Origin of the sequence: Gillisia hiemivivida, assembly GCF_007997295.1 — a bacterium.
Taxonomy (GTDB): Bacteria; Bacteroidota; Bacteroidia; order Flavobacteriales; family Flavobacteriaceae; genus Gillisia; species Gillisia hiemivivida.
Genome location: NZ_VORY01000011.1, coordinates 75813 through 101717, shown reverse-complemented (window position 1 = coordinate 101717; position 25905 = coordinate 75813). Strand labels below are relative to the sequence as shown.

The 25905-nt window shown below is 34.2% G+C and carries 23 protein-coding genes; 8 read left to right on the top strand and 15 right to left on the bottom strand.

Translation table 11 applies throughout. The features are described 5' to 3' along the window. Positions 1-88 precede the first annotated feature (88 nt). A complete protein-coding gene (locus ES724_RS10610) occupies positions 89-385 on the bottom strand; it encodes a hypothetical protein (RefSeq protein ID WP_211362760.1) in 297 nt (98 codons plus the stop codon). A gap of 238 nt (positions 386-623) precedes the next feature. Between ES724_RS10610 and ES724_RS10605 the strand changes: the two genes are divergently transcribed. From ES724_RS10605 to ES724_RS10585, 5 genes are read left to right on the top strand one after another with little or no spacing between them, the layout of a single operon-like run. Continuing rightward, complete coding sequence (locus ES724_RS10605) at positions 624-1523, top strand: MerR family transcriptional regulator (RefSeq protein ID WP_146932810.1); 900 nt, start codon at positions 624-626, stop codon at positions 1521-1523. After that, positions 1523-2989 (top strand): phytoene desaturase family protein, encoded by a 1467-nt coding sequence (locus ES724_RS10600; protein WP_146932808.1) that lies wholly within the window; start codon positions 1523-1525, stop codon positions 2987-2989. Before ES724_RS10605 ends, ES724_RS10600 begins: the two co-directional genes overlap by 1 nt. After that, the gene (locus ES724_RS10595; protein WP_146932806.1) at positions 2986-3825 is read left to right on the top strand and encodes a phytoene/squalene synthase family protein; all 840 of its coding nucleotides are present in this window, start codon (positions 2986-2988) and stop codon (positions 3823-3825) included. The genes ES724_RS10600 and ES724_RS10595 overlap by 4 nt, the downstream gene beginning before the upstream one ends. Then, positions 3825-4274, top strand: a complete 450-nt coding sequence (locus ES724_RS10590) for a sterol desaturase family protein (protein ID WP_146932804.1) — start codon at positions 3825-3827, stop codon at positions 4272-4274. Before ES724_RS10595 ends, ES724_RS10590 begins: the two co-directional genes overlap by 1 nt. A gap of 26 nt (positions 4275-4300) precedes the next feature. Continuing rightward, positions 4301-5437, top strand: coding sequence for a lycopene cyclase family protein (locus ES724_RS10585; RefSeq protein ID WP_146932802.1), 1137 nt, complete (start codon positions 4301-4303; stop codon positions 5435-5437). Here the strand turns inward: ES724_RS10585 and ES724_RS10580 are convergent. The 6 genes from ES724_RS10580 to ES724_RS10555 all read right to left on the bottom strand — a co-directional run bounded on the left by ES724_RS10580 (position 5414) and on the right by ES724_RS10555 (position 13697). Further along, entirely contained in the window at positions 5414-5989 is a 576-nt protein-coding gene (locus ES724_RS10580) for a TlpA family protein disulfide reductase (protein ID WP_146932801.1), read from the bottom strand. The genes ES724_RS10585 and ES724_RS10580 overlap by 24 nt on opposite strands. A 53-nt stretch (positions 5990-6042) precedes the next feature. Next, positions 6043-6804 carry an XRE family transcriptional regulator gene (locus ES724_RS10575; RefSeq protein WP_246136859.1) on the bottom strand — a complete coding sequence of 254 codons (762 nt, stop codon included), beginning with the start codon at positions 6802-6804 and terminating at the stop codon, positions 6043-6045. Between the two features lie 906 nt (positions 6805-7710). Further along, entirely contained in the window at positions 7711-9978 is a 2268-nt protein-coding gene (locus tag ES724_RS10570; protein ID WP_146932799.1) for an aconitate hydratase, read from the bottom strand. Positions 9979-10453: 475 nt separating this feature from the next. Next, a complete protein-coding gene (locus ES724_RS10565; protein ID WP_146932798.1) occupies positions 10454-11407 on the bottom strand; it encodes an AAA family ATPase in 954 nt (317 codons plus the stop codon). 9 nt (positions 11408-11416) lie between these two features. Further along, positions 11417-12874 carry a peptidylprolyl isomerase gene (locus tag ES724_RS10560; protein WP_146932797.1) on the bottom strand — a complete coding sequence of 486 codons (1458 nt, stop codon included), beginning with the start codon at positions 12872-12874 and terminating at the stop codon, positions 11417-11419. Beyond that, positions 12837-13697 carry a peptidyl-prolyl cis-trans isomerase gene (locus tag ES724_RS10555; protein WP_146932795.1) on the bottom strand — a complete coding sequence of 287 codons (861 nt, stop codon included), beginning with the start codon at positions 13695-13697 and terminating at the stop codon, positions 12837-12839. The genes ES724_RS10560 and ES724_RS10555 overlap by 38 nt, the downstream gene beginning before the upstream one ends. Positions 13698-13900: 203 nt before the next feature. Between ES724_RS10555 and ES724_RS10550 the strand changes: the two genes are divergently transcribed. From ES724_RS10550 to ES724_RS10540, 3 genes are all read left to right on the top strand, one after another. Continuing rightward, the gene (locus ES724_RS10550; RefSeq protein ID WP_026837869.1) at positions 13901-14353 is read left to right on the top strand and encodes an SRPBCC family protein; all 453 of its coding nucleotides are present in this window, start codon (positions 13901-13903) and stop codon (positions 14351-14353) included. A gap of 5 nt (positions 14354-14358) precedes the next feature. Continuing rightward, the gene (locus ES724_RS10545; protein WP_026837868.1) at positions 14359-14601 is read left to right on the top strand and encodes a hypothetical protein; all 243 of its coding nucleotides are present in this window, start codon (positions 14359-14361) and stop codon (positions 14599-14601) included. A gap of 65 nt (positions 14602-14666) precedes the next feature. Beyond that, positions 14667-15179 (top strand): OmpH family outer membrane protein, encoded by a 513-nt coding sequence (locus ES724_RS10540; RefSeq protein WP_026837867.1) that lies wholly within the window; start codon positions 14667-14669, stop codon positions 15177-15179. A 121-nt stretch (positions 15180-15300) separates the two neighbouring features. Here ES724_RS10540 and guaB read toward each other — a convergent pair whose 3' ends face one another. From guaB to ES724_RS10500, 8 genes are all read right to left on the bottom strand, one after another. After that, the gene (gene guaB, locus ES724_RS10535; protein WP_146932814.1) at positions 15301-16773 is read right to left on the bottom strand and encodes an IMP dehydrogenase; all 1473 of its coding nucleotides are present in this window, start codon (positions 16771-16773) and stop codon (positions 15301-15303) included. 134 nt (positions 16774-16907) lie between these two features. After that, positions 16908-19373, bottom strand: coding sequence for a TonB-dependent receptor (locus tag ES724_RS10530; RefSeq protein WP_146932812.1), 2466 nt, complete (start codon positions 19371-19373; stop codon positions 16908-16910). Further along, positions 19354-20718 (bottom strand): HTTM domain-containing protein, encoded by a 1365-nt coding sequence (locus tag ES724_RS10525; RefSeq protein WP_146932793.1) that lies wholly within the window; start codon positions 20716-20718, stop codon positions 19354-19356. Before ES724_RS10525 ends, ES724_RS10530 begins: the two co-directional genes overlap by 20 nt. Positions 20719-20728: 10 nt before the next feature. After that, entirely contained in the window at positions 20729-21823 is a 1095-nt protein-coding gene (locus ES724_RS10520; RefSeq protein ID WP_146932791.1) for an imelysin family protein, read from the bottom strand. A 54-nt stretch (positions 21824-21877) separates the two neighbouring features. Continuing rightward, positions 21878-23086 carry a DUF4856 domain-containing protein gene (locus tag ES724_RS10515; RefSeq protein ID WP_146932789.1) on the bottom strand — a complete coding sequence of 403 codons (1209 nt, stop codon included), beginning with the start codon at positions 23084-23086 and terminating at the stop codon, positions 21878-21880. A gap of 138 nt (positions 23087-23224) precedes the next feature. After that, a complete protein-coding gene (locus ES724_RS10510; protein WP_146932787.1) occupies positions 23225-24088 on the bottom strand; it encodes a hydroxymethylglutaryl-CoA lyase in 864 nt (287 codons plus the stop codon). Between the two features lie 113 nt (positions 24089-24201). Beyond that, on the bottom strand, positions 24202-24810 hold the full coding sequence (locus tag ES724_RS10505) for a LysE family translocator (protein ID WP_146932785.1): 609 nt from the start codon (positions 24808-24810) through the stop codon (positions 24202-24204). Between the two features lie 15 nt (positions 24811-24825). Then, the gene (locus ES724_RS10500; RefSeq protein WP_146932783.1) at positions 24826-25854 is read right to left on the bottom strand and encodes a quinone-dependent dihydroorotate dehydrogenase; all 1029 of its coding nucleotides are present in this window, start codon (positions 25852-25854) and stop codon (positions 24826-24828) included. Between the last annotated feature and the right edge of the window lie 51 nt (positions 25855-25905).

The window sequence follows — 25905 nt, the reverse complement described above, 5'->3', positions numbered from 1 at the left end:
ATCAAAATGATCCACTAAGAATTGTGGCAATACAAGCTTAATTAAATCTAGGTAGTTATCCAAACCTCTTTTTTTGGCAAATATCGAACTACATTTTCAATTCACACACAACTTTTGAGATTGATCCTTTTAGTCCCAACAATTTATGTCCTAAGTTTCCAGAAAATATTGGATAAAAAATAAATCCGGTAACTATTGAAGCCAATGCTGAATAAAGTACATGTTCCACTGAAACTTCCCTGTTCAAATAATCATCTACCGAGTTTCCAAGTATATTATAATATATTAAGGTAATTATGAGATATATAATTCCTTCTAACAAATGTGCTAAAAGGCGCTTTACTTTAGACGCTATTTTATATTGAGATTCGGGAGTTTGCTCCATGATTCCTAAATTATATTTTAAGCTAAATAGAGTGCGAAAATATCATTTATAAACCAATACCCCTATTTAAATTTAAACAGCTGTTAAATTGAATATTCTGATCCCAAAAAAACAATTTAAATCTATCATTAATTCTTTTGTTTAATTATTTAACGAAATAATTAAACATTTTAACATTACTTCAAAATTATCACTCAAAATTTTATGTAGATTTGTTTTTATTATTTCAAGCTACCCCATGGAACAGGTTAAACAGAATTTCAGCATAAAAGATTTAGAACACCTTAGCGGTATTAAAGCCCATACTATTAGGATTTGGGAAAAGAGATACAACATTCTTACTCCCAATAGAACCGAAACTAATATTAGAACCTACGATCTGGAAAGTCTACAGAAAATTTTAAATGTGACTTTCCTGAATGACCATGGTTACAAAATTTCCAGAATCGCAAAATTAACTGATCCCGAAATTGGAAAGATGGTAAAGGAAGTGGCCTCTACTGCAAGCGAAGAAAATAGAGCCATTAATTCTTTTAAGATTTCTATGGTTAATTTTGATTCTAATTTATTCCATAAAACTTATCTCAATCTCTTAGAATCTAAGAGTTTTAGAGAAATATTTTTAGAGATCTTTATTCCTCTATTAAATGAAATAGGTCTTTTATGGCAAACAGATACTATTAATCCTGTACACGAACACTTTTTAGTAGGATTAATAAAGCAAAAACTATATCTAAATATCGCTCAACTGGAAACATCTGGGGACTATAATGGTAATGAACTTTATGTTCTTTTTTTACCAGAAAATGAGATTCATGATCTAGGAATTTTATATTTAAATTATGAGCTTAATTTTCATCATAAAAAGACCATTTATCTTGGACCTAGTATGCCTTTAGACGATATGAGGTATCTTTTAGAAATTCATCCAAACCCAACTTTTATAAGTTATCTCACCACTGAGCCTAGAGAACTTTCTGATTTCCTCAAGGAGTTTGATGCTGTTTTATGTAAAGATAAAAAAATGGAACTGAATCTTTTTGGAAGTAAGATCCAATCTGTAGATCCCAATAGTTTTTCAAAAAACATCAAGATATTTAAATCTATTCCTGAGTTTGCTAATCAATTTTCAAGTTAATGAGTAAAACGGTAAGTATAATAGGTTCTGGTTTCGCATCTCTTGCTGCGGCTTCTTACTTAGCAAAAGATGGATACGATGTCTCTGTTTACGAGAAAAATGCGGACTTAGGAGGACGAGCAAGACAACTTAAAAAGGATGGATTTACTTTTGACATGGGGCCTTCTTGGTATTGGATGCCAGATGTGTTCGAGCGTTTTTTTGCCGATTTCGGTAAAACTCCATCAGATTATTACACCTTAGACAAATTGAATCCAGCTTATAAAGTTTTTTTTGAAGGCGGAAAGAGCATCACTATAGAAGATACTCTAGAAAAAATTTATGTGGCTTTTGAAAAAGAGGAAAAAGAAAGTTCTAAGAAACTTAAAAAATTTATAGATCAGGCGCAGAGCAATTATAATATAGCTATTAAAGATCTTGTATATAGACCGGGCGTATCACCATTAGAACTTATTACTCCAGCCACAATTAAAAAACTTGGACAATTTTTTGGAACTATTGCTGCAGATGTTCGTAGTGAGTTTAAAAACAAGAACCTTATTCAAATATTAGAATTTCCAGTTTTATTTCTAGGCGCTAAACCTAGCGATACGCCATCTTTCTATAGCTTTATGAATTATGCCGACTTTGGTCTAGGTACATGGCATCCTAAAGGAGGAATGAATTTAGTAATCCAAGGTATGATCTCTTTAGCAGAATCTTTAGGAGTTAAGTTTCACACTAATGCTTCAGTAGAAAAAATAAATGTTTCTGAAGGAAAAGCAAAAAGTATTACTATAGATGGAAAAGAAGTAGCATCAGATATTATTTTAACAGGCGCAGATTATCATCACAGTGAAACTTTATTAGAATCTAAATACCGTCAATATTCTGAAAAGTACTGGGAGAAAAAGATCTTTGCTCCCTCCTCTTTACTTTTCTATGTTGGTTTCAGCAAAAAACTAAAAAATATCGAGCATCATAACTTGTTCTTCGATGTAGATTTTGAAGCTCACGCGAAAGACATTTACGATGTTCCTAAATGGCCGAAAGATCCACTTTTTTATGCAAATTTCACCTCTGTAACAGATGCTAACACTGCGCCAGAAAATTGTGAAAATGGCTTTTTTCTTATTCCATTAGCTCCAGGCATAGAAGATACTGCAGAATTGAGAGAAGAATATTTTGAAAAGATTATTACTAGATTCGAAAAACTCTCAAACCAAAAGGTAAAAAAATTCGTTATATTTAAAGAATCGTTTTGCGTAAATGACTTTATTAAAGAGTACAATAGTTATAAGGGAAATGCATACGGAATGGCAAATACCCTTTTACAAACTGCCTTTTTGAGACCCAAATTAATGAGCAGCAAAGTAAAAGGTTTGTTTTTTACCGGACAACTTACCGTTCCTGGTCCAGGAGTTCCTCCTGCACTTATTTCAGGGAAATTAGTGTCTGGTCTCATTCAAAAAGAATTTACAATATGAAATCGATTTTCGACACAGTTTCTCGCGCTTGTAGCCAGACAGTAACTAATTCGTATAGCACTTCGTTCTCGATGGCTACAAAAATGCTAGCTCCTTCAATTAGGCAAGATATTTACAATATTTATGGATTTGTAAGGTTTGCAGATGAAATTGTAGACTCATTCCATGACTACAATAAAGAACAATTACTAGAAGATTTCACTCAGGATCTTTATAAAGCAATAGACCGTAAAATAAGTCTGAACCCTATTTTAAATTCTTTCCAGGAAACGGTACACAAGTATAAAATAGAACCTGAGCTTTATAATGCATTTTTAAAGAGTATGAAATTAGATTTACATAAATCTACCTATCTAACTCAAGAAGATTATAAAGAATATATTTATGGTAGTGCAGATGTTGTGGGTTTAATGTGTTTAAAGGTTTTTGTAAAGGGGGATAATAAAAAATATGACGAATTAAAAGATTCTGCCATGAGTTTAGGATCGGCCTTTCAAAAAGTTAATTTTCTGAGAGATTTAAAAGCAGATTTTGAAGATCTAAGCAGAAGTTATTTTCCAGACACAAATTTGGCCGCACTAGACGAAGTTAGCAAACAAAAGATTATTTTTGAAATTGAAGAAGATTTTAACGCAGGATTAAAAGGCATTGCTAAATTACCAGTAGAAGCAAAATTTGGAGTTTATACGGCCTATATTTATTACAGCAAACTACTACATAAATTAAAAAAAGTACCATCTCTGGAAATTAAGAATAAACGCATAAGCGTTCCTAATTACCAGAAAGCCGGATTGCTTGCAAAATCTTATATCTCATATAGGTTAAATTTAATATAATGGAACTCATATTTTGGATCGTAATTTTTATCGCAACCTTTTTAATGATGGAAGGTATGGCATGGTTCACTCATAAATATATAATGCATGGTTTTTTGTGGAAATTGCATCAAGACCATCATAAAAAAGATCACAGCCACTGGTGGGAAAGAAACGATCTCTTTTTCGTTTTCTACGCCATAGTTAGTATCACATTTATTCTTTTATGGAGACTCGAAGGTCTCTGGATAGGTTTACCAATTGGATTAGGGATTCTCGCCTACGGAATTGCATATTTTATGGTGCATGATATTTTCATACACCAACGATTTAAAATATTTAGAAATGCTAATAATAAATATGCAAAGGGAGTTAGAAGAGCACACAAAATGCATCATAAACATCTAGGTAAAGATGAAGGAGAGTGTTTTGGGATGCTTTGGGTACCTTTCAAATATTTCAATAAATAAATTCGTATACAAACACCCATTAATTAGTGCCACAAAAATTCGATTATATTATTATTGGAAGTGGCTTAGCAGGACTTCAGTTAGCATATACATTTGGTCAAGATCCTTTCTTCAAGAAATCAAAAATTGCGATCATAGACCCTTCTAAAAAAGAAACCAACGATAAAACATGGTGTTATTGGGAAAAGGGTGCTGGGAAATGGGATGAAATTATTACAAGTTCCTGGAACCAGGGTAAATTTATTTCTACAGAAGCCAACATAAATCTAAATCTAGATCCCTATTCTTATAAAATGCTGAGATCTTTAGATTTCTATAATTTTGTAAAAGCGGTATTAAAAGACAAGTCCAACTTTCACTTTATTTTAGACCAGATCGAAGAGATTGATGAAAAAAATTCTATCGCATTAGGCAAGAAAGAAAACTATACTGCAACCCATTTTTTTGATAGTCGAATAAATTCCGGCTATTTAGAGGATTCAGGTAGCACCAAAATTTTTCAGCATTTTAAAGGCTGGCACATCAAAACAAGTTCTCCTGTTTTTGATAAATCCACTTTTACAATGATGGATTTTAGAATAAAATTTCCGGATAGCACAAGTTTTACATACGTTTTACCTTTAAATGATTGTGAAGCATTATTAGAATATACGTTTTTCACCCCCTTTCTTACCGAGGAGTCTATCTATGATACATATCTAAAATCCTATATTAAGGATATTCTCAATGTTGAAGAATATGAAATTATTGGAACCGAAAAAGGAGTAATTCCTATGACCGACTATGATTTTCATGAGGCTAGTAGTCCAAAAGTGACTAAAATAGGAACTGCTGGTTCTTGGGTAAAAGGATCTACTGGCTATTCATTTAAACATACCGAAAAAAAAATAGCGCAATTAATTGAAAATATTAAAACTGGGAAAGATCCTAAGAAAGGCTTAATGAATGCTCGGTCTAGATGGTATGATGCTATTTTTCTAGATGTCTTAAACAGAAATAATGAGCATGGGGAACAACTTTTCACTAAATTCTACTCTAAGAATACTCCTCAAGAAATATTCAAATACTTAGATGAAGAAACGAATCTAACAGAAGAGCTAAAAATAATGTTTAGTCTATATGATTCACAGTTTGTTCGCTCATTTTTCAGAAAACTCTTCTAGTAGAAGTTTATCTATTGTTTTTCTAAGACTTTCACTATTCCAATCTGCTGCGCCAATCTTTTTAATAACAATAGCGCCATCTTTATTTATTAAAAATGTTGTTGGCAGTGTATTCCCATTTAAAGGATCTGGAGCCTCACTTAAGGGTCTGTATGCAGGTAGTGAATAGTTCTTTCGGTTTAAAAAACCTCGAACTGTTTCATGATCTTCAGAAGAAACAAATAAGAATTCCACTTTATCCTTATAATCTCGATATAGCAACTCAAAACTTGGCATTTCGGCGATACAAGGAGGACACCAGGTAGCCCAAAAATTAACAAGAACAACTTTGTTCTTTAAATCTACAAACTCTAATCTATCCTTATTGTTTTTTTCCAGAACCCACTTATAGTCTACAAGAGATTCTCTTTCCTCCTCTGACGTTACAGAAGGACTAAAAGCCAATAATTTATTTACAAAGATTTGTATGGGTTTACGGGTACCGGGAATGATCATCGCAAGAATTATTACAGCAATAATTATGTTAGACCATTGATTTTTAAAAAGCTTCATCTTAAAATATTCTTGTAACTATTGGACTCAAAAATTAGTCCCAAAGTTACTATCTATTTATCTAGATTGATTAATTTTTTGTTCAATTTAAACAATTCCATTTTTAAAAAATCTATAGCTTCTTCCATATTCTGTATTTTCCCTTTAGAAGCTATCTGGTGGTGAGGTAGTATTACGTTACTAATTTTACCTCGCACAACCATCGCTTGGTATATGTCAGATTTACGTATTTTTTTTAGTTGTTCTGTTTCGAGTTCGTTATCGCTTTCTAGAAGAAGATAATCTGTGTTGTTATCTAATCTAATACGTTTAATTAATATACCGCTTTCGGTCACTAATAAAATCAAAGACCCATCTAAAATATTATCTATTTTAGGTTGATCTTGACAAATTAAAACGTCCCCGGAAAGAAGGGTGGGTGTCATGCTATCACCAGATACTTCAAATAATTTTTGTTCAAAAGCTGGATTAAACCCAGGAATTCGATACCAGTCTGCAACTTCGAAACTATTCTCTTCATGAAAATTTTTGATAAAACCTGCATGTGCAGATGCTTTTATAAGCGGAATAAATCCGTTTGTTGGATCTATCCTAATCAAAAACCTTTCTCCTTTTAAAATAAAATCTGTCGTTACTTTATAGAGTTTGCTTAAATTAATAATATGGTCTACCGCTATCCCGTTTTGAGAGTTTTCAATTAAAGAATATGCAGCTTGGGATATATATAATTTTTCAGCCACTAGAGATTGAGAAAAACCATTTTGCTTACGTAAAGTTTTGAGTCTTTCACCAATAGATAATCTCTTATTCATCATAAATTTTCTTTTCTAATAAGTGAGGTTAATTGTTGGGAATTTAAGACGAAGGTCGACTAATAAAACGTAGGGGATTATGTTTATAATGAATAATAATATAATGCACTGAGAGTAGGACTTGACGCGTTAATTTTTTGTTAAAAAAATATTTCAAATAAGAGAAATTATCGATTTATTTTAATTTTAAATCGACATTATATAATAATTTGTTATTTAAATACCCGTAAATAATTATATATCAGTCAATTAAGTTGTACATTGGAACAATACTGAAAGATAATCAAGTTCTTAATGAATTGTTAATTTTACTTAAGAATCTAATGCTTTAACTTTCAATGTTTTTAAAGCTGATTTTCAGAAGCTGAAGAATCCATTAAAGAAAAATTGATTGAGCGATTGTAGGGTATTGCTCGGTCATATAAGAAGCTCGGAGAAATTTTTCCGAGTTTTTTATTTGTTTGATTATCAATATGATAACCAAATATATAATTAGTTGTGATTACTTTAAATATTTATCGGTTATTGTAGGTTGCACCACTTATATGTTAATTGTTTGTTAAAGCCTAACAATGCTCTATTGTAGCTTATTAAATCCCTAAATTTATTTTTTAATCGCATAGCGATTTTAACTGATTTTGCAACCCCTACCTTCTAAAATCAGTTTATTTCGAATTAAACACTATTCGAGATTAAACATAATTACATTATTTTATATGTCGGTGTATACAAAGTAATTCGTGTATATATTTTTTTGTGTGTTTAATATAATTGATACGCAAGCTTGTCTGACTTTGATAATTGGTTGGTTAGTTAATAGTAGGGTATTGACTTTCCTAACTAAAGAACCCCGGAAAATTAATTTTCCGGGGTTTGCTTTTTATAAAATGTAAGAGTATTACTTACTAGTTATGCATTGTTTTGGATCTTTATCAAGTTCAATGCAGAACCTCGTTTAAACCACTCTATTTGAGAGTCGTTATACGTATGGTTTGCTTTAAAAGTATCCTTACTCCCATCTGCATGCACAACCTCTATAGTTAAAGGTTTATCTGGTGCAAATTGAGCTAGATCTACTAAGTTGAAAGTATCATCTTCTTGAATAAGATCGTAATCCTTTTCATTTACAAAAGTGATTCCTAACATTCCTTGCTTTTTAAGGTTAGTCTCGTGAATTCTTGCAAAAGACTTCACTAGTACAACCATAACCCCAAGATGTCTCGGCTCCATGGCTGCATGCTCTCTAGAAGACCCTTCTCCATAGTTGTGATCTCCCACTACTATAGTTGAAATTCCGGCAGCTTTGTATTTTCTAGCCACTGCAGGTACCCCATCGTACTCGCCAGTAATCTGGCTTTTTACGAAGTTTGTCTTTTTATTAAAAGCGTTTATAGCTCCAATAAGCATGTTATTAGAAATATTATCTAAATGCCCTCTAAATCTTAACCATGGTCCAGCCATAGAAATATGATCTGTAGTACATTTTCCAAAGGCTTTAATAAGTAATTTTACTCCTGTAAGATTCTTACCATCCCAAGCTTCAAAAGGCTCCAATAATTGCAAGCGCTCACTATCTTCAGCAATCTTAATCACTACAGCACTTCCATCATCTGATGGCGCAACATATCCAGGATCTTTAACATCAAATCCTTTTGGAGGAAGTTCTATTCCGGTTGGTTCATCCAACATCACTTCTTCCCCATCTTCATTTAATAATTTATCTCTGGTTGGATCAAAATCCAATCTTCCAGAAATTGCTATTGCAGCAACCATTTCTGGAGAACCCACAAATGCATGGGTATTTGGATTCCCATCTGCTCTCTTAGAAAAGTTTCGATTAAAAGAATGAACTATAGTATTTCTTTCATCTCCTTTTCTATCACTTCTATCCCATTGTCCTATACAAGGACCACAAGCATTCGTGAAAATGGTAGCATCCAAATCCTCAAAGATCTGAAGCAATCCATCTCTCTCTGCCGTAAATCGAATAGTTTCTGAACCCGGGTTAATACCGAAATCTGATTTTGCTTTTATATTTTTGTCTACCGCCTGCTTCGCAATAGAAGCAGCTCGTGTTAGATCTTCATAAGATGAATTTGTACAAGAACCTATAAGACCCCAGTCCACCTTTAATGGCCAATCATTCTCTTTAGCTTTATCTCTCATTTCAGAAATAGGAGTTGCAAGATCTGGTGTAAATGGACCGTTTAAGTGAGGTTTTAATTCAGATAAATTAATCTCGATCACTTCATCAAAATATTGTTCTGGATTTGCATAAACTTCATCATCTCCAGTTAAATGCTCTCTAATTTCATTCGCTGCAGCAGCAACATCTTCTCTATTCGTAGCATTTAAATAACGTTCCATAGAATCGTCATAGCCAAATGTAGAAGTTGTAGCTCCTACTTCAGCACCCATGTTACAAATAGTTCCTTTTCCTGTACAAGACATAGATCGAGCACCTTCACCAAAATATTCAATAATTGCACCAGTACCACCTTTAACCGTTAGAATACCAGCTACTTTCAAAATAACATCTTTAGCAGAGGTCCATCCAGAAAGTTTACCAGTTAACTTAACACCAATCAGTTTTGGGAATTTTAGCTCCCATGCCATACCTGCCATAACATCTACAGCATCTGCACCACCAACTCCAATGGCCACCATTCCTAATCCACCTGCATTTACAGTATGAGAATCTGTTCCGATCATCATTCCTCCAGGAAAAGCATAATTTTCTAGCACTACTTGATGTATGATTCCCGCACCAGGTTTCCAAAATCCAATTCCATATTTGTTGGAAACAGATTCTAAAAATTCAAAAACTTCATGACTCGATTTGTTTGCTGAAACTAAATCTATTGCTGCTCCCATTTTCGCTTGGATCAAATGATCACAGTGAACAGTTGTAGGTACTGCAACATTCTTTTTTCCAGCTTGCATAAACTGAAGCAAAGCCATTTGCGCAGTAGCATCCTGACAGGCAATTCTATCTGGAGCAAAATCTACATAATCTTTACCACGTTTGAACGCTTGGTTAGAATCTGCATCCCATAAATGGGAATAAAGTATTTTTTCTGAAAGTGTTAAAGGTTTTCCAACAACTTCTCGCGCTTTATTTACACGATCTGCCATTTGACTATAAACCTTTTTAATCATATCTATATCGTATGCCATATTTTATTTGATTTTATGTTCTAAAAAAGTCTTGCAAATTTACGAAATCCAATCGAATTTTAAAAATTAGAACTAAATTTGAAGTATTATTGCGCATTACATAATTAACCAACCATTTAAGAACAGAAATTTATTAAATTGGCAATTTTGAATGATTAAATTGTTAAATCAACAATTAACGAATGCAGCTTAATTCGAAAATGATGGTTTTAACATTCTCTTGAATAAATAAACAGTAGGTGCAAAAGCGATGAGAAAAAACATGGACAAGATCCAAAATGTTTTATCCAAAATTGGTTTTTGAATCATATCTACCAGTATAACTGCCCAAAAGAAAACCAAGAGAAATAATCCAAGCCAAAATAAAGACTCAGCATTTGTAGCATGTTGGAAATAGTAAATTGCGCAGAAAAAATAAATCACATAAAAAGCTATGCTTACAACAATTCTATTTTTTATTAAAAACTGAATCATGTTAAAATAAAGATTTAATAATTTGATCTTCTGTGATTCCTTCTGCTTCAGCTTTATAATTTCTTATAATTCTATGCCTAAGAATTCCAGATGCAACTGCTTGTATATTTTCTATATCGGGAGAGAATTTTCCATTCAAAATAGCATGTGCTTTTGCTGCAAGCACCAAATTTTGTGACGCTCTAGGTCCCGCTCCCCAATCTACATAATTCTTTATAATCTCTGGGGTAGCTTCTCCATTTGGTCTACTCTTGCCTACCATTCTTACCGCATATTCAATTACATTATCTGGCACCGGCACTCTTCTAACCAATTGCTGAATCTCTGTAATTTCTGAAGCTGAAAATAAAGGATTTACAACCTGCTCTATATTAGAAGTAGTTGCTTTTACTACATCTACTTCTTCTTGAAAAGAGGGGTAATCTAAATTAATAGCAAACATAAATCTATCCAATTGAGCTTCTGGTAACGGATAGGTTCCCTCCTGCTCTATTGGGTTTTGTGTTGCCAGAACAAAATAAGGCAAACTAAGCTTGTAATGATTTCCCGCAACAGTCACAGAACGTTCCTGCATGGCCTCTAGCAAAGCTGCCTGAGTTTTAGGCGGTGTTCTATTTATCTCATCGGCAAGAATAATGTTAGAAAAAATAGGACCCTTAATAAATTTAAAATGCCTGTTCTCATCTAAGATTTCCGAGCCTAAAATATCACTTGGCATAAGATCTGGAGTAAACTGGATCCTTTTAAAATCCAGCCCCAAAGCTTTAGCTATGGTATTAACCATAAGAGTTTTTGCCAAGCCGGGAACACCTATCAATAATGCATGACCTCCGGAAAAAATTGATAAGAGGATTTGATCTATAACTTCCTCTTGACCAACGATTACCTTCGCTATTTCTTTTTTAAGAAGTTGATGTTTATCAACTAAATTTTCTACAGCGGTGACATCAGACATTTTTGTGTTTTATTTTTTTAACCAATCACGATCAAAAGTACAATTACGGAATTTACCGTTGATCTTAATATAGGTATTAGCTATTTTTTCGTTTTGCCATTCCCCTATTGCCTCAAGTTGTTTATTTTGAAGTGCCAATCCCTTGATCTTCATATAATCTTGCACAAAATCTGCATCATGCGCCTTATACCTTTTATTAACGGTGATAATTTTATAGAAAATCTTTCCTGTACGTTCTTGGTCTCTTAATACTAATGAAACATCACCTTCATTTAAATTCACGACTTGCTCGTAAAGTTCTGGATCTATTTTGGTAAGTTCAAATCTAGTATCCCCGTTTGTAGGGTTTATTAACTTCCCGTTATTTGCCGCGGTTTGCTCTTCATCTGAAAATTGTTTTGCAGCAGCTCCAAAGGTGATCTCTTTATTTAAGATTTTAGCTCTTAAACTATCTACTTCAGCCTTCGCACTTTCTACAGTTGCGTTGGTAACATCTGGAATCAACAATATATGTCTGATCTCAAGATTTTGTCCAATCACTTTTTCAACTTTAATAATATGGTATCCAAATTGTGAAGCAAATGGCTCACTAACTTCCCCTTCTTGTAAACTAAAAGCAGTGTCTTTAAAATCTTTATCAAGACCATCTTTTCTAGTGATCACCATTCTACCACCATCGCTACTAGAACCTGGATCTTGTGAGTAAAGCACAGCTTTAGTTCCAAAACTCGCGCCATTATCTACGATATCCTCTCTAAATTGCTTTAGCCTATCTATTACCTTTTGCTTTTCACTTTCAGGAACTTCAGGTTTAATTATAATTTGAGAGATCTCTACTTCATCCCCGAAATATGGTCTTTCTTCCGCTGCCATATTATCAAAAAATGAGCGAATTTCTTCTGGAGTAATTTCCACTTTCTCTATAATACTCTGTTGCATTCTTTTAGAAAGTTCCTGCTGCTTGTTAAGCTCAAATAATTCATTTCTAAAATCATCTTCAGAATCTCTTTTGTAGAAATTCAACACCTTTTGCATAGAACCAACTTGTCCCACCATTTGGGTGATTTGTTGATCTACATAATTTCTAACTTCAGCATCAGAAACCAGAATACTATCCTGGATTGCGTGGTGAGCATATAATTTATTTTCTAATAAACTCCCGGCTAACTGGCAATCTGTAATATCTTCAGTAGAAACACCTTGACTTTTAAGGTCTTTGTACATTAGGTCCACATCGCTCTCTAAAACCACATAGGCTCCAACAACCGCTGCAATACCATCAACTTTATATCGCTGAAATTCTGCCGGCTCCTCCTTAACTTCAACCACTTCTACAGTAGGTTGAATCGCGGTACTATCTGTTACAATTACTTCCTGTGCTTTAACATTGCTATTAAACCCTATTAAAAGGGTTCCTATAGCTATACCTTTAATTATAAATTTCAAATTGTTTGTTTTCAATCGCATCTCTTGTTATATCTTTTTCTAATTCTTTTACCAAATTGGCTTTCCGCTTATTAAGCAGAATCTGTTTTATTGTGGAAACCGCATATTCTAGCGGGGCTTGGTCGTTCCTTAATAACACGTCATTTACATACACCAAATATACCTCTAATGAATCTTCAAGCTGAAGAAAATTTGACTTTTTTAAAAGTTGAGACTTATTGCCATCATTTAAAGGAACTATTCTATTATATACAGATTTAGTACTTACCCAAACCGAATCATTAAAGGAGTAGGATTTAAACTGAAGGGAAATCTTATCCAGCTCAGCTCTGTCCTCTTCATTAAACCTAATGAACTTCCTTTTCACATCATCGAAATCTAGATTAGTATTCAGGTTAATAAATCTCAATTTCACAAGATCTTCATTCAGTCTGAAATTCTCCAGATGCTCATTGTAATATTCTTCAATTTCGTTCTGATTGAAAGTGGTGTCCAGTCTCTTGGCAACCATAGCATCTGCATAGGCTTTACTATAAAGTTCGTTTTTATAGTTACTTACCAATTCATCAAATTCCTTTTGTTGCTCAATACTTAAATTAAATTTTGCCTTATCTATTAGTAATTGCTGAGTGGCCCATCTTTTAATAAAATCGTTTACCATCAAGGTACTGTCTTCCTTAGAAACCCCTTCCCCAACCAAGGATTGAATGTCTTCTATATACAAATAGTTTTCATTAACCCGAGCCACTACTTCTTGTTCTTCTGCAGTTTGAAAATAATTACAACTTTGCAATAGGATTACGCAACCAAGGGATACTATAAATTTCGAAATATGATTCTCCATTGTAGGCAAATAACTTTAATAATAAAATGCATTTTCAATTAAAGCAGTATGACCTGAGTATTATAAAAATACAGCCGCAAAAATAATAATTCCTTAAGCTTATACAAGCTATAATGTGTAAACGATTCAAAATACGGGAAATTATGCCCTTCAAAATTAATTTTTCTGAAGTATCTTAGAAACTAAGCTAAAATGATACCAATATGAAATATTCAAAAGAAATTATCATCGATCTACCTAGGGAAGAAGTAATTGCCAAAATGGAAAATCCTGAAAATTTTAAGCATTGGCAAAAAGGCTTTATTTCCTACAAACATCTTAGCGGAAATCCAGGCCATGTAGATGCCCGTTCTAAATTGAAATATAAGATGGGAAAACGTGATATAGAAATGGTAGAGACTATAGAAAAAAATAACCTGCCTAAAAAGCTGTTTATGTCTTACGATGCAAAGGGAGTATGTAACAAACAGAAGAATTATTTTGAAGAAGTTGGAAACAATTCGACCAAATGGATATCAGATAATGAGTTTGAATGTTCGGGTTTCATGAAAATAATTGCAATTTTGACGCCGGGGTCTTTCAAAAAACAAACCTATATGTATATGAAAGATTTTAAAGCCTTTGCCGAAAATGGTAAAAGTGTCCTAAATCAATAAAAATAATGGAGAGACAAATTAAACTTATCTGGGATTTTAGAGGTCCCGAAGCACTACATATAGCTAAACACCATGAGATCCATTTAAAGGATTTTATTAAAGCTGAAAAAATTACTGATCGAGATCTAACAGGATATGAAGAAGTAAATGATTTACATGCTATTGCATATTGGGTTATTATGGAGTCTGAGATCAAAAAATATCGGGATGTATTAAAACCCAATAGAGCAACAGTTTATGAAAAGTGATCTTTTTAGGATTAAACTTATAATTATTTGATTGTCTCTATTATATTTGAAAAAATAAAAAAATCATGAAAAACGTTTTACTGGCCCTAGCCATTTTTATTACAAGCATTAGTCTTCAAGCGCAAACTAAAGTAGGAACTATAGATGCAGAATATATTCTTTCACAAATGCCTGAGGTTGCAGCGGTTGATGAAGGCTTAAAAGCCTATAACACCAAACTTCAGGAAGACGTGCAGGCAAACATTGTGAAATACGAAGAATTAGTAGCAAGTTATCAAACTAATAATTCCACATTTACTGAGGAAGAAAAGTCAACCAAAGAGTCTGAAATTATTTCAATTGAAAATGATATCAAAAATTTTAGACAGAAAGCTACCGTCCTTATGCAAGTAAGACGCAACGAATTAACACAACCTCTTTATTTGAAAATTGACGAGGCTATGAAAGTTATTATTACAAATGAAAAATACACTCAAATCTTCAATACAAGTGTGAATGGCTTGGCCTATTCAGACGAAAAGTATGATATTACCGATGCGGTGATGAGAAAGTTAGGTATAGAAGCTCCAAAAGAATAGTTTTAATTGGATTCAATAAAAAAGAGTGCTCCAAATAGAGCACTCTTTTTTATTGAAATAGTCTCAGTTTGAACCTATAGAAACCAAATTTATATTTCGACAAGCTCAATATAACAAATATCTATCTACTGTAATTTGGAGATTCATTAGTGATTGCAACATCATGAGGATGACTTTCATTAATTCCAGAAGAAGTGATCTTTACAAACCTACCGGTCTCTTTTAAAGTTTCAATATCTTTTGCTCCGCAGTAACCCATTCCTGCTCTTATACCTCCAACAAATTGATGGATGCTTTCCTCTAGCTCTCCTTTGTATGGCACTCTACCAACAATTCCTTCAGGAACTAATTTCTTAATATCGTCTTCTACATCTTGGAAATACCGGTCTTTGGAACCTTGTTTCATAGCTTCAACAGACCCCATTCCTCTGTAAGACTTAAATTTTCTACCTTCATAAATAATAGTCTCTCCAGGAGATTCCTTAGTTCCTGCAAGTAAAGATCCTAACATTACACAATCTGCTCCAGCTGCAATTGCTTTAGGAATATCTCCCGTATAGCGTATTCCACCATCTGCAATAACAGGAATTCCAGTTCCTTTAAGTGCGGCTGCAACTTCCAATACTGCAGAGAATTGAGGGAATCCTACTCCCGCTACAACTCTTGTGGTACAAATGGATCCAGGTCCAATTCCAACTTTTACAGCATCGGCACCAGCATCAACTAAATATTTAGCAGCTTCAGCAGTTGCAATATTTCCCACAACTACCTCTAAATCAGGAAATTTTGCCTTTATATTTTTTAATACCTCTACTACTCCTTTGGTATGTCCATGAGCAGTATCTATTATAATTGCATCTACCCCTGCTTTTACCAACGCGCTAGCACGTTCTACAGAATCTGCAGTAACACCAATAGCTGCTGCAACGCGAAGTCTTCCGTAGCTATCTTTATTTGCATTTGGTTTTAGGGTAAGTTTTGTAATATCACGAAAAGTAATAAGTCCAATCAATTTATCCTGATCGTTTACTACTGGTAACTTTTCAATTTTATTTTTTTGTAAGATCACCTCAGCTTCTTCTAGCGAAGTCCCTTCAGAAACAGTTACTAAATTTTCTGAAGTCATTACCTCAGCAATTGGCCTGTCATTGTTTTTTTCGAATCTTAGATCTCTGTTAGTTACAATACCTAGCAACTTTCCGTCTTCATCAATAATTGGAATTCCTCCAATACTGTGCTCCCTCATGTTGTTCTTGGCATCGATCACCTTAGCAGATAGAGGTAAGGTAACCGGATCTATGATCATTCCACTCTCCGCACGCTTCACCTTACGAACCTTCAAAGCTTGCTCCTCTATGCTCATGTTCTTATGTAAAACACCTATACCGCCTTCTCGAGCCATGGCAATAGCCATTTTACTCTCTGTAACCGTATCCATAGCAGCGGATATTATTGGCACATTAATAGTGATGTTTTTTGTGAATTTTGAGCGAATACTTACGTCTCTTGGTAGAATTTCGGAATATGCAGGAACCAATAATACGTCATCGTATGTAAGGCCTTCCCCAATGATTTTGGAATTGTTTGCAGTCATAGCAATTAAAGATTTAATTGCGTGCAAATATACGTAATTTAAAACAAGGAAATAGTCTGAAAATCAGCTAATCTTGAATTTATTCGGAAAAAAATATTCAGCATAAAGAATACAGAAAACCTCTTTAACCAATTTTACAACTTTATTTGTAATGTTGCATACCATGTTATTGGTTGGGCCGGAATAATTCCAGGACCAGGATAACCTGTGGCTCTTCGAGTAAAATAAGAATTATCCAATAAATTGTTTATTCCCGTCTCCAGTTTAAATTTTCCTAAACTATAAGATGCTGAAAGATCCATTATTCCATAAGCAGGAACTGCTCCTTCTATCCCTCGATTATTTTCCGATTTTACCTGTGGAGCATTCGTTGCATCTGTAAACTGACTCGATAAATAGGTATACTGTAAACCTGCAAGAAAATTCTTGTAACCAAAGTTCAAACCTGTTTTCAAGTTGACCTTTGGAATGAATTCAACTTCATTTCCTTTCACGTTGACCTCCTCTGAACTGGTGTACTCAGAGTTTGTAAATGCTGCATTTACAAAAGCACTCAACTGATAGTTTTTTGCAGACTGAAAAAAGCTATTTCTTATATTCCATTCGGCAAATGTTTCAAGACCATAAATAAATGCGTCTCCTATATTACCTCTAAACCTAACAAGTCTGCCGGTCTCCGCAAGTTCCCCTTCGGCGTTAACTCGCTCTTCAGGTCTGAGTACTTCCCCAATCCTGCCATTATATTTCAATGCGAAAACACTCGCATCATAGGATAAGAAGTCTTTTAACTGCCCGCGAATACCAATATCTGAAGTAAATCCTTCTTCATCATTAATGTTTTCATCTACCTGAAAGCTTGGATTTACAACTCTAATATCACTAAATGTAACCGACCTGTAGTTTTGTGAAAAGTTAGCATAAAGCTCATTTGAAGCATTTAAATTATAACTACTTCCAACTCCAAGCAGAATAAAATTTCGTTCAAATTTTCGATCATCTTCAATAGTCTCATTCAACAAAGTATTTTCTGCGTTATCCTTTATTATATTTTTATAAAAACCATCGGACTCGGTATTGATATACTCAAATCTGAAACCTGGAGTTACTGAAAAATTATTTGTGATATTAAAAATATTCTCACCAAAAAACGCAAGGTTTCTATTTGGAAATTCAAATACTGATTGTCTTTCGTAGTCTGGATATTCTGCTGTTGCAAAATCAAAATCTGGCCCTACTGTAGCACTACCTGCTCCTTGCTGCTGTTGGTTGGAAGCCTGATAATATTTACTTCCCAATAACAGGACTGATTCATCTTCAAACAAATCATATCTGGTCAAAACTCTGGCTTCAGCTCCCCAGTTGGAAAAATCATCTACCAACAACTCCCTCGGCTCTTCAGGATCATCAGCCTGTGCTACTCTGTTTTGTCTAAATCCTAAAGCCTTACGTGTGGCATCGAGACCAAAAACGTTCAAACTAAAATCTGTCTTCTCAGAAAATTTGTGTTCCAGCTTCAGTGCAAAAAGATTCCAGTTTACATCAAACCAATTGCGGGAACGATTGCTGAAATCAGGATCATTATAAAATTGAGAATCTGTTAATCCTCCTGGTTGCTGAGCTAAATAGTCTAAGTAGGTATATTCAAAGCTAATGTTGGTGTTTTCATTAAATTTCCACCCTAAATGTGCGAAGGCGTTATGAGATTCATATTCTGAATTTGGCCTGAAACCTTTACCGCCCTTATAATTATAATAAGTATAATAGCTAAACTTTCCTATTGTTCCGCTAAGGCTATTAAAGCTGGTAAAAAGATCATAAGAGCCTACAGATTGACGGGAAATGAGCTCTATCTCTTTATCTGGCACAGGATCTTTAAATCTGAAATTTATTAGACCCCCAAACTGAGTACCATATTGTAAAGAGGCTGCACCACGAACTACCTGAATTTCTTTCAAAGCTTCTGGAGGCGGAGTATAATAACTTTCCGGATACCCCAACACATCAGCAGAAATATCATAGCCATTTTGCCGTGTATTAAAATTCTGCGTTCTATTGGGATCCAATCCCCTACCACCAATATTCAATTGTAAACCGGCATCTCCGTTATCGTAAATATTCAATCCCACAACCTGGCTATAGATCTGTCTTGCATTATTTGCCGCCAGATTTGCAGATACTTTATCCATTACCACCACCTCACTTTTCTTTCCCGCATAGATAGCAGTACCCTCTACTTTTCGCAATTTTCTTAAAGCGAATATCTGCTCTCTTCTATTGGTGATCATTACTTCATTAAGACTTTCTGCCAGTGGAGAAAGTTCAAAATTGATTTTAGTATTCCCAGTTATAGTTAACTCCCGTTCTATGATCTCATATTCGTAACTAAATACCGCAAAAACATAAGTCCCCTCTTTTATGGAATTAAATTCAAATTCTCCATTTTCATTAGCTACAGTTGGTTTTCCGGTGGTCTTATTCCAAATTTCGGCATTTGGAACAGGCTGACCGGTTTCTGAAGAAGTCACTTTTCCACTTAATGAATATTGGGCATTCACAAACAGGCTAAAAAAGAAAAATAAGCTAAAGACCTTTAATTTCATCATAAAATGGTAAAATGAATGTTTTGTGTTTAAAAGAGTCGGCAAAATTAAGCAAATTAACATCGGCACCTATATAGGGCTTACTTTTTCTGCCATTAAGACCTACATAACTTTCTACATAGACTTCAATATTGCTATGACCTTCTTTTCTGAAATGATCTGCAAGAAAATGAGCGTATTGTAAAATAAAATCGGGTTGAAAAGACATCTGCTTTTCTTGAAATGGAGTAAGAAAATCTGAATTATTCACATAGAATCTTTTGCCGGAATCTGCATCTACAACTTTAAATTCGGCATATCCCGCTTTCTCCATTAGCATTACTCGCCATGAGAATCTAAAGCCTTCTTCTGTCCAGAATAGTTCGTTGGGATACAGTAAATATCGCCAAGGAAATAATAATTGAACAAGGAAAAATATAGCAACAACCGAAATTTTAAATTTTCTATTTCCTGGTTTACTAAAGAGTAACTTATTATTATCAAATTTCACTTTACTTATATTGAACCATGAAGAAATCTTATTCAAAATTTGGTGATGTACCTGTGGGCTGAAGAATATTAGGGCACTAATTATCATGATATAAGGAAACATCCCAATAGGAAATAAAACCCGTGTGAGTACGTGAAAAACGATCACAGCCAAAAACGCTACAAACCGCGTTCTTTTGTATAATAATAAAAAAGGTATTAAAAGATCATAGAGCATACCGCTCCAACTGAAGGCATAAGGAACCCATTCCTGTTGCATAAGATCTCCAAAGAAAGGCAGATCATATTTTGAAGGGAGCCAGATCTTTAATGGCATAGCATTAATTAACCAATCTGAATTAAGTTTAGCCAGACCGGCATAGAAATAGACCATTGCAAGCAAGAGCTTAATTGAATCTATGCACCAGCGTGGAATTTTTTGAAAAGCTTTTCCTGAATTCCTCCACGCATCTAAAGAAAAGTAGGAACTCGCCGGTAAAAAAATTAGTAAGAAGCTAAGAATACTTATAAAATAATAATGGTTTAAATAAGTGGTCTTGTCCATTAGTTCTATATAGGTGAAACTAAGGAAAAAAGTGATGATAGCAATTCTATATTTATAACCTATCGCAACAAAAAAGGCTGCGGCTCCACATACTATAAAAAGCAAATAGGTGAAATCGCCAAGCGGTTTCACCCATTCAAATCCATAATAACTAAAATGAAATTTTGGAGTTATATAAAGTTTTTCAATCCATCCATTCAGATAAAAACGTATAATACTGGCCAACATCATTATTCCAAAACCTATGCGAAAAACTGCTAATGGAGCGGCATCGGTATAAGAATTAAGATATTTTGTTATGGACCGCCTCATCTGCTACCTACTAATCTCCGTCTGAGTCTACGTAGTTTATGCTGATTGAAAGCGCCTGAACCATATCTAATTTTAATAGAACCACCCCTTTCTGAAGTTCATCAAACGCAACCAGCATCAATGTATTATTTGTTTGTACCTGACTTTTAAAACTAGTATCGAGATTACTAGCCTGAGAATTGATTGTGCCAAACTGGCTAAGAATATCATTTGCTAGATCACCTCTTTCCAGAAATTCTAAATACTGCTTATAGCTCTTACCGGTCTGACTGGCATTAAAATGTTTTCCGTTGAAAAAATCCTGGGTTGTTTTTAAAGCTTGCAGATAAAGTTTTTTAGAAAGATCAACTGAATAGTATGCCTCCACATTAATTGGAGAAGGTGTTCCAGTAAATGCACCCGCTGGATAACCTATCTTCCCTGATCGAAGAAAAGTCTCATAATACATGATGAATTTATTGGTAAACTTATCTACAGAACCAGTACTCGAAGAACTTGTACTACTAACAAATGTATCTCTATAATCACCTTGCCAAGAAGAATTCACTTCTGTAGTTAGTGAGTTTATTCTTTTGGAAACATCTAAAAGATAATTTCTATAGTTTTCAGAAGAATATTTGGCAACTATTTCAGCATCTGTCTCTCCTAGGCCATTCAACAGATAATCCAGTGCAGGAAAACCCTGCTTTGTAAAGCTGGAAGGCAATTCTAAATTATGCGAACCACTAGCTATCTTACTTTCAACTTCTGAAGTCGCCAGTGGGTAAGTATTTAGAAACCTTCTGTAACTTAACTCCTCTGCTCTACCAATATCAAACATTGCAACTGTTTGAAAATCGAGGTAAGAACTTTCGAATTGACTTCTTAAGGCAACCAGGTTTTCTTCAGAAGGGTTTGAAGTAAAAGCAATTGTAAGATCTTCTAATTGCTGAGTTGAACTTTTGAAATTATCAAAAGACGGAACAATTATATTGTCGGCCCAATTCTCCAACATCGCTCCGCGATCAAAAGTATTGACCTCATTGTTTCCACTACCTTCATCTTCTGAAGAGCATGCAGTAAAAATCAAAGAAGCAAAAATTAAAATTCTAGAAAATTTTTTCATAATTAAAAATATTAAAGACCGGAGCTTATAAAAATAATGCTCCGGCTAATTGTTTTATTCTGCTGCATCAGCAACACTAAATCCAAAGGCCCCTGCGATCTCTTCAGAGATGCTATCCAATGTTTCTGGAGTTACATCCCAAAAACCATTTCCTTCTAATAATTGCTCCTTGTACATAGCTACCTTTTCCTTTGATATGTATGGCATGTCAGTACCTGGATTATTAGTAAATCTAAGACTGTATATGAAACCGAAGCCTTCTGAAAGCTCATGAAAAGCAGCTCCTTTATTATCTTCAGCTAAAGCAGATTTACCTCCTTGAAGATAATGTACCGCTCTTACTGCGATCACTTTTGAAATATTCTCCTGAATAATAGCAACCTGCTCATCACGGGTTTGATAATCTCCTGCTACAATTGCCGCCCGACCTGTTTTAAAAGCTTCAAAAGTACTTTCCGCTAATCCGGCAAAGTTCTCATTAGCATCAACCTGACCTAAATAATTGAAAAGTAAACGATCGTCACTTTCATTTAATTTCGAATTAGGATTAGCAGTAGGGATAGAAGGGTCACCATAAAGGTATCCATAAGCCTCATCCCATTTATGCTCCATGGTAGTATAAAGCTCTCCTTCTTCTAGAACCTTTGCATCGTTATTTGAACGGTTATCTGCTTCATCCAATACAAGTTTAGACAGATAATTATTAAGGATCTGATCTGCAAGGAATCCACCTATTAAACCTTTAGCAAATGCCTGATTCAACTCAAGTCCTTTCTCATTAACGTAACGTACACTTGAACCCTGAGCAATTTGCCCGGAAACACCGGCTTCCGCCAAAACATCTTTATTTTCCTTTACAGTAGTGAACTGCCCAGAAATATAAGAATCAAAATCATTTTTAATCTCTGAACTTTCTACAGTATTTGCAGAAAAATATAGACTTGAAGCAGCTACTTTAGATTTTACACTTTTTGAAGATTCATTTAGGCTAGCATTTTCAAACGGAGAGTTTTCATTGGAAAACATGTTCAATAATAATTCTTCTGAAGCATTATCAAAGTCTGTAAAGTTAGAGAATAACTCCGCGGACATTTGTAATCTTGTAGTCTGACCATTATAGTCTACTGTAGAACTATTATCTCTTTCGAAGGTGTAATTTACAGGAGTTTCAATATTATTAGCTCCGGGCTTAGGGGTGTCATCAGATGTACATGAAAGCAATGTTAGGCTTCCTATGATTGCTGATAAAAATATTTTTCTCATCTTCTTTTATTTAGACTGATTTAAAATAGTGATTAATTTCGAGTGCAAATATATACACGAAATCCAATTTCACAAAACTTATTTAGATTAATTTTAAATAATATTTAGCAATAATAGTCAGGAGAAGTATCGATAATATTAATGGTAAGCAGAGAATATTTTAGTTGCCTCATTATATGAAGATTCGAAGCTGGTCATTTTAATATTGGAATCTGCTTTCTTAGCATTGAAGTAGGAAAGCATTTTTTCTGTAGGCATATTCCCTGTTAAATCGTCTTTTGCCATAGGGCAGCCGCCAAAACCTTGGATGGCACCATCAAACCTTCTGCAACCAGCAGTATAACCTGCATCTATCTTTTCGTGCCACTTACTTGGAGTAGTATGTAAATGTGCACCAAATTCAATATGTGGATATCTTGGAATTAAATTAGAAAACAAATAAGAAATTATTTCTGGGGTGCTACTTCCAATAGTATCCGATAATGATAGTATACTTACTCCCATCTTAGATAATTTTTCTGTCCACTCTCCCACTATTTCCACATTCCATGGATCACCATAAGGATTTCCAAATCCCATAGATAAATAAGCAACCACTTCCTTATCTGAAGCATTCGCAATTTCCAAGATCTGTTTTAAAGTCTCTACAGACTCATCGATGGTCTTATGGGTATTACGCATCTGAAAGTTTTCAGAAATAGAGAACGGGTAACCAAGATATTTGATCTCGGGATGTTTAGAGGCATCTTGAGCGCCTCGGACATTTGCGATAATCGCAAGTAATTTACTTTGAGTTGCGGAGAGATCTAATTTAGATAAGACCTCAGCAGTATCTATCATCTGTGGAATAGCCTTTGGAGAAACAAAACTGCCAAAATCTATAGTATCAAAACCACACCGAAGAAGCGACTGGATATATTGAACTTTCTCTTTTGTAGGGATAAAAGATTTTATGCCTTGCATTGCATCCCTGGGACATTCAATGAGTTTAATTTTATCCATGCTCAAAGATACTATTTTAGCAATTATATAAAAATAAAGAAGAAATATGTGAAGAATGTAAATCCAAAGGGAATTAAGTCCTGAAAATTAAGATATTGCAAATATTCTCAGAACTATATCAATATCAAAATTCCTATTCCAACAAAAACCACCACCTGTATCCATTTCAAAAACACACCCGATCTTCTATGCTGCATTAAATATTCAGAAATTTTACCGGCAAGCAATGCTACAGCTCCAAAAATCAATAAAGCCTGCAAAATGAATAGGAAACCTAGTATATAAAATTGAAGAATAGTATTACCCTCAGGTTCCCATAGAAATCCTGGAAAAAAGGCTAGAAAGAAAATAGTAACCTTAGGATTTAAGACATTCATTATAAATCCTTGACGAAATAAATTTTTAGAGCTTTTTTGAGGAACCCCATCAATCGCAATAGAACTATCACTTTTAAAAACCTTATAGGCTAGAAAAAACAAATACAAGGCGCCGAATATCTTAATTAAGCTAAATAATATTGGGGAAGCTTTAATAACTGCAGAAACTCCGAATGCTACAAGGCTAGTATGGATAAGAATTCCAGAAACAAGACCTAATGTGGTTGCAATCCCAGCCTTTTTCCCATTAGAAATACTTTGTACCAATACATAAATTATATCTGGGCCTGGAGATAAGGTTAATAATATTGAAGCTGTTAAAAAAGGAATAAGTTGTAGTAGCACTAAAAAATGGGTTTACTATATTTTATTAGTTGAAGATAAAATAGCTTTATTTATCTCTTTTATCAATCCCGGACCTTCATAAATAAAACCTGTATAAAGCTGAATTAAACTAGCTCCAGCTTCTAGTTTTTCCAGCGCATCTTCGGCAGAATGAATTCCTCCAACTCCTATAATAGGGAATGCTTTATTGCTTTTTTCTGAAAGAAAACGAATTACTTCCGTAGATCTATGTTTTAATGGTTTCCCACTTAAACCACCCATTTCAATTTTATTCTTAGACTGAAGCTTATCTCTGGAAATAGTAGTATTAGTAGCAATTACTCCTGCAATACCTGTAACTGAAACAATTTCTATAATATCCAGAAGCTGATCGTCTGAAAGATCTGGCGCAATCTTCAAAAGAATTGGTTTTGGTTTGGGTTTCGATAAATTTAATTGCTGAAGTGTATTTAATAATGCTGTTAAAGGTTCCTTATCCTGCAGGGCACGAAGATTTGGAGTGTTTGGAGAACTAACGTTCACCACAAAATAATCTACGTAGTTAAATAAAGCTTCAAAGCATATCTTGTAATCTGAAACAGCCTCTTCATTTGGTGTGATCTTGTTCTTTCCTATATTGCCACCAATTAGAACATTCTTATTGGTTTTCAATCGTTTAACTGCTGCCTCAACCCCTTCGTTATTAAATCCCATTCTATTAATAATAGCCGAATCTTCCTTGAGCCTGAACAATCTTGTCTTATCATTCCCCGGTTGTCCTTTTGGAGTAACAGTTCCTATCTCCACAAACCCGAAACCTAACTGATCTAATTCCTTGTATAAAACTGCATTTTTATCGAAACCTGCAGCCAATCCAACCGGATTTTTAAAGGTTAATCCAAACACCTTTCTCTCCAATCTTGGATCATTCATCTGAAACTTGTTTTTCAACAACATTGAAACCCCTGGTATCTTAAAAAGGAACTTAAGTGCATCAAAGGTGAAATAATGAACCTTTTCAGGGTCAAAATTGAATAAAAGAGGCCTTATCAGGGATTTATACATAGCTGGACAGTTTGTGCAAAAATAGCTTATTTAGTAAAATTGAGGCTATTA

Coding starts and splice junctions, on each gene's coding strand:
- ES724_RS10610 (WP_211362760.1), bottom strand. CDS start 385: ATGGAGCAAACTCCCGAATCTCAATATAAAATAGCGTCTAAAGTAAAG.
- ES724_RS10605 (WP_146932810.1), top strand. CDS start 624: ATGGAACAGGTTAAACAGAATTTCAGCATAAAAGATTTAGAACACCTT.
- ES724_RS10600 (WP_146932808.1), top strand. CDS start 1,523: ATGAGTAAAACGGTAAGTATAATAGGTTCTGGTTTCGCATCTCTTGCT.
- ES724_RS10595 (WP_146932806.1), top strand. CDS start 2,986: ATGAAATCGATTTTCGACACAGTTTCTCGCGCTTGTAGCCAGACAGTA.
- ES724_RS10590 (WP_146932804.1), top strand. CDS start 3,825: ATGGAACTCATATTTTGGATCGTAATTTTTATCGCAACCTTTTTAATG.
- ES724_RS10580 (WP_146932801.1), bottom strand. CDS start 5,989: ATGAAGCTTTTTAAAAATCAATGGTCTAACATAATTATTGCTGTAATA.
- ES724_RS10575 (WP_246136859.1), bottom strand. CDS start 6,804: ATGATGAATAAGAGATTATCTATTGGTGAAAGACTCAAAACTTTACGT.
- ES724_RS10570 (WP_146932799.1), bottom strand. CDS start 9,978: ATGGCATACGATATAGATATGATTAAAAAGGTTTATAGTCAAATGGCA.
- ES724_RS10565 (WP_146932798.1), bottom strand. CDS start 11,407: ATGTCTGATGTCACCGCTGTAGAAAATTTAGTTGATAAACATCAACTT.
- ES724_RS10560 (WP_146932797.1), bottom strand. CDS start 12,874: ATGCGATTGAAAACAAACAATTTGAAATTTATAATTAAAGGTATAGCT.
- ES724_RS10555 (WP_146932795.1), bottom strand. CDS start 13,697: ATGGAGAATCATATTTCGAAATTTATAGTATCCCTTGGTTGCGTAATC.
- ES724_RS10550 (WP_026837869.1), top strand. CDS start 13,901: ATGAAATATTCAAAAGAAATTATCATCGATCTACCTAGGGAAGAAGTA.
- ES724_RS10545 (WP_026837868.1), top strand. CDS start 14,359: ATGGAGAGACAAATTAAACTTATCTGGGATTTTAGAGGTCCCGAAGCA.
- ES724_RS10540 (WP_026837867.1), top strand. CDS start 14,667: ATGAAAAACGTTTTACTGGCCCTAGCCATTTTTATTACAAGCATTAGT.
- guaB (WP_146932814.1), bottom strand. CDS start 16,773: ATGACTGCAAACAATTCCAAAATCATTGGGGAAGGCCTTACATACGAT.
- ES724_RS10530 (WP_146932812.1), bottom strand. CDS start 19,373: ATGAAATTAAAGGTCTTTAGCTTATTTTTCTTTTTTAGCCTGTTTGTG.
- ES724_RS10525 (WP_146932793.1), bottom strand. CDS start 20,718: ATGAGGCGGTCCATAACAAAATATCTTAATTCTTATACCGATGCCGCT.
- ES724_RS10520 (WP_146932791.1), bottom strand. CDS start 21,823: ATGAAAAAATTTTCTAGAATTTTAATTTTTGCTTCTTTGATTTTTACT.
- ES724_RS10515 (WP_146932789.1), bottom strand. CDS start 23,086: ATGAGAAAAATATTTTTATCAGCAATCATAGGAAGCCTAACATTGCTT.
- ES724_RS10510 (WP_146932787.1), bottom strand. CDS start 24,088: ATGGATAAAATTAAACTCATTGAATGTCCCAGGGATGCAATGCAAGGC.
- ES724_RS10500 (WP_146932783.1), bottom strand. CDS start 25,854: ATGTATAAATCCCTGATAAGGCCTCTTTTATTCAATTTTGACCCTGAA.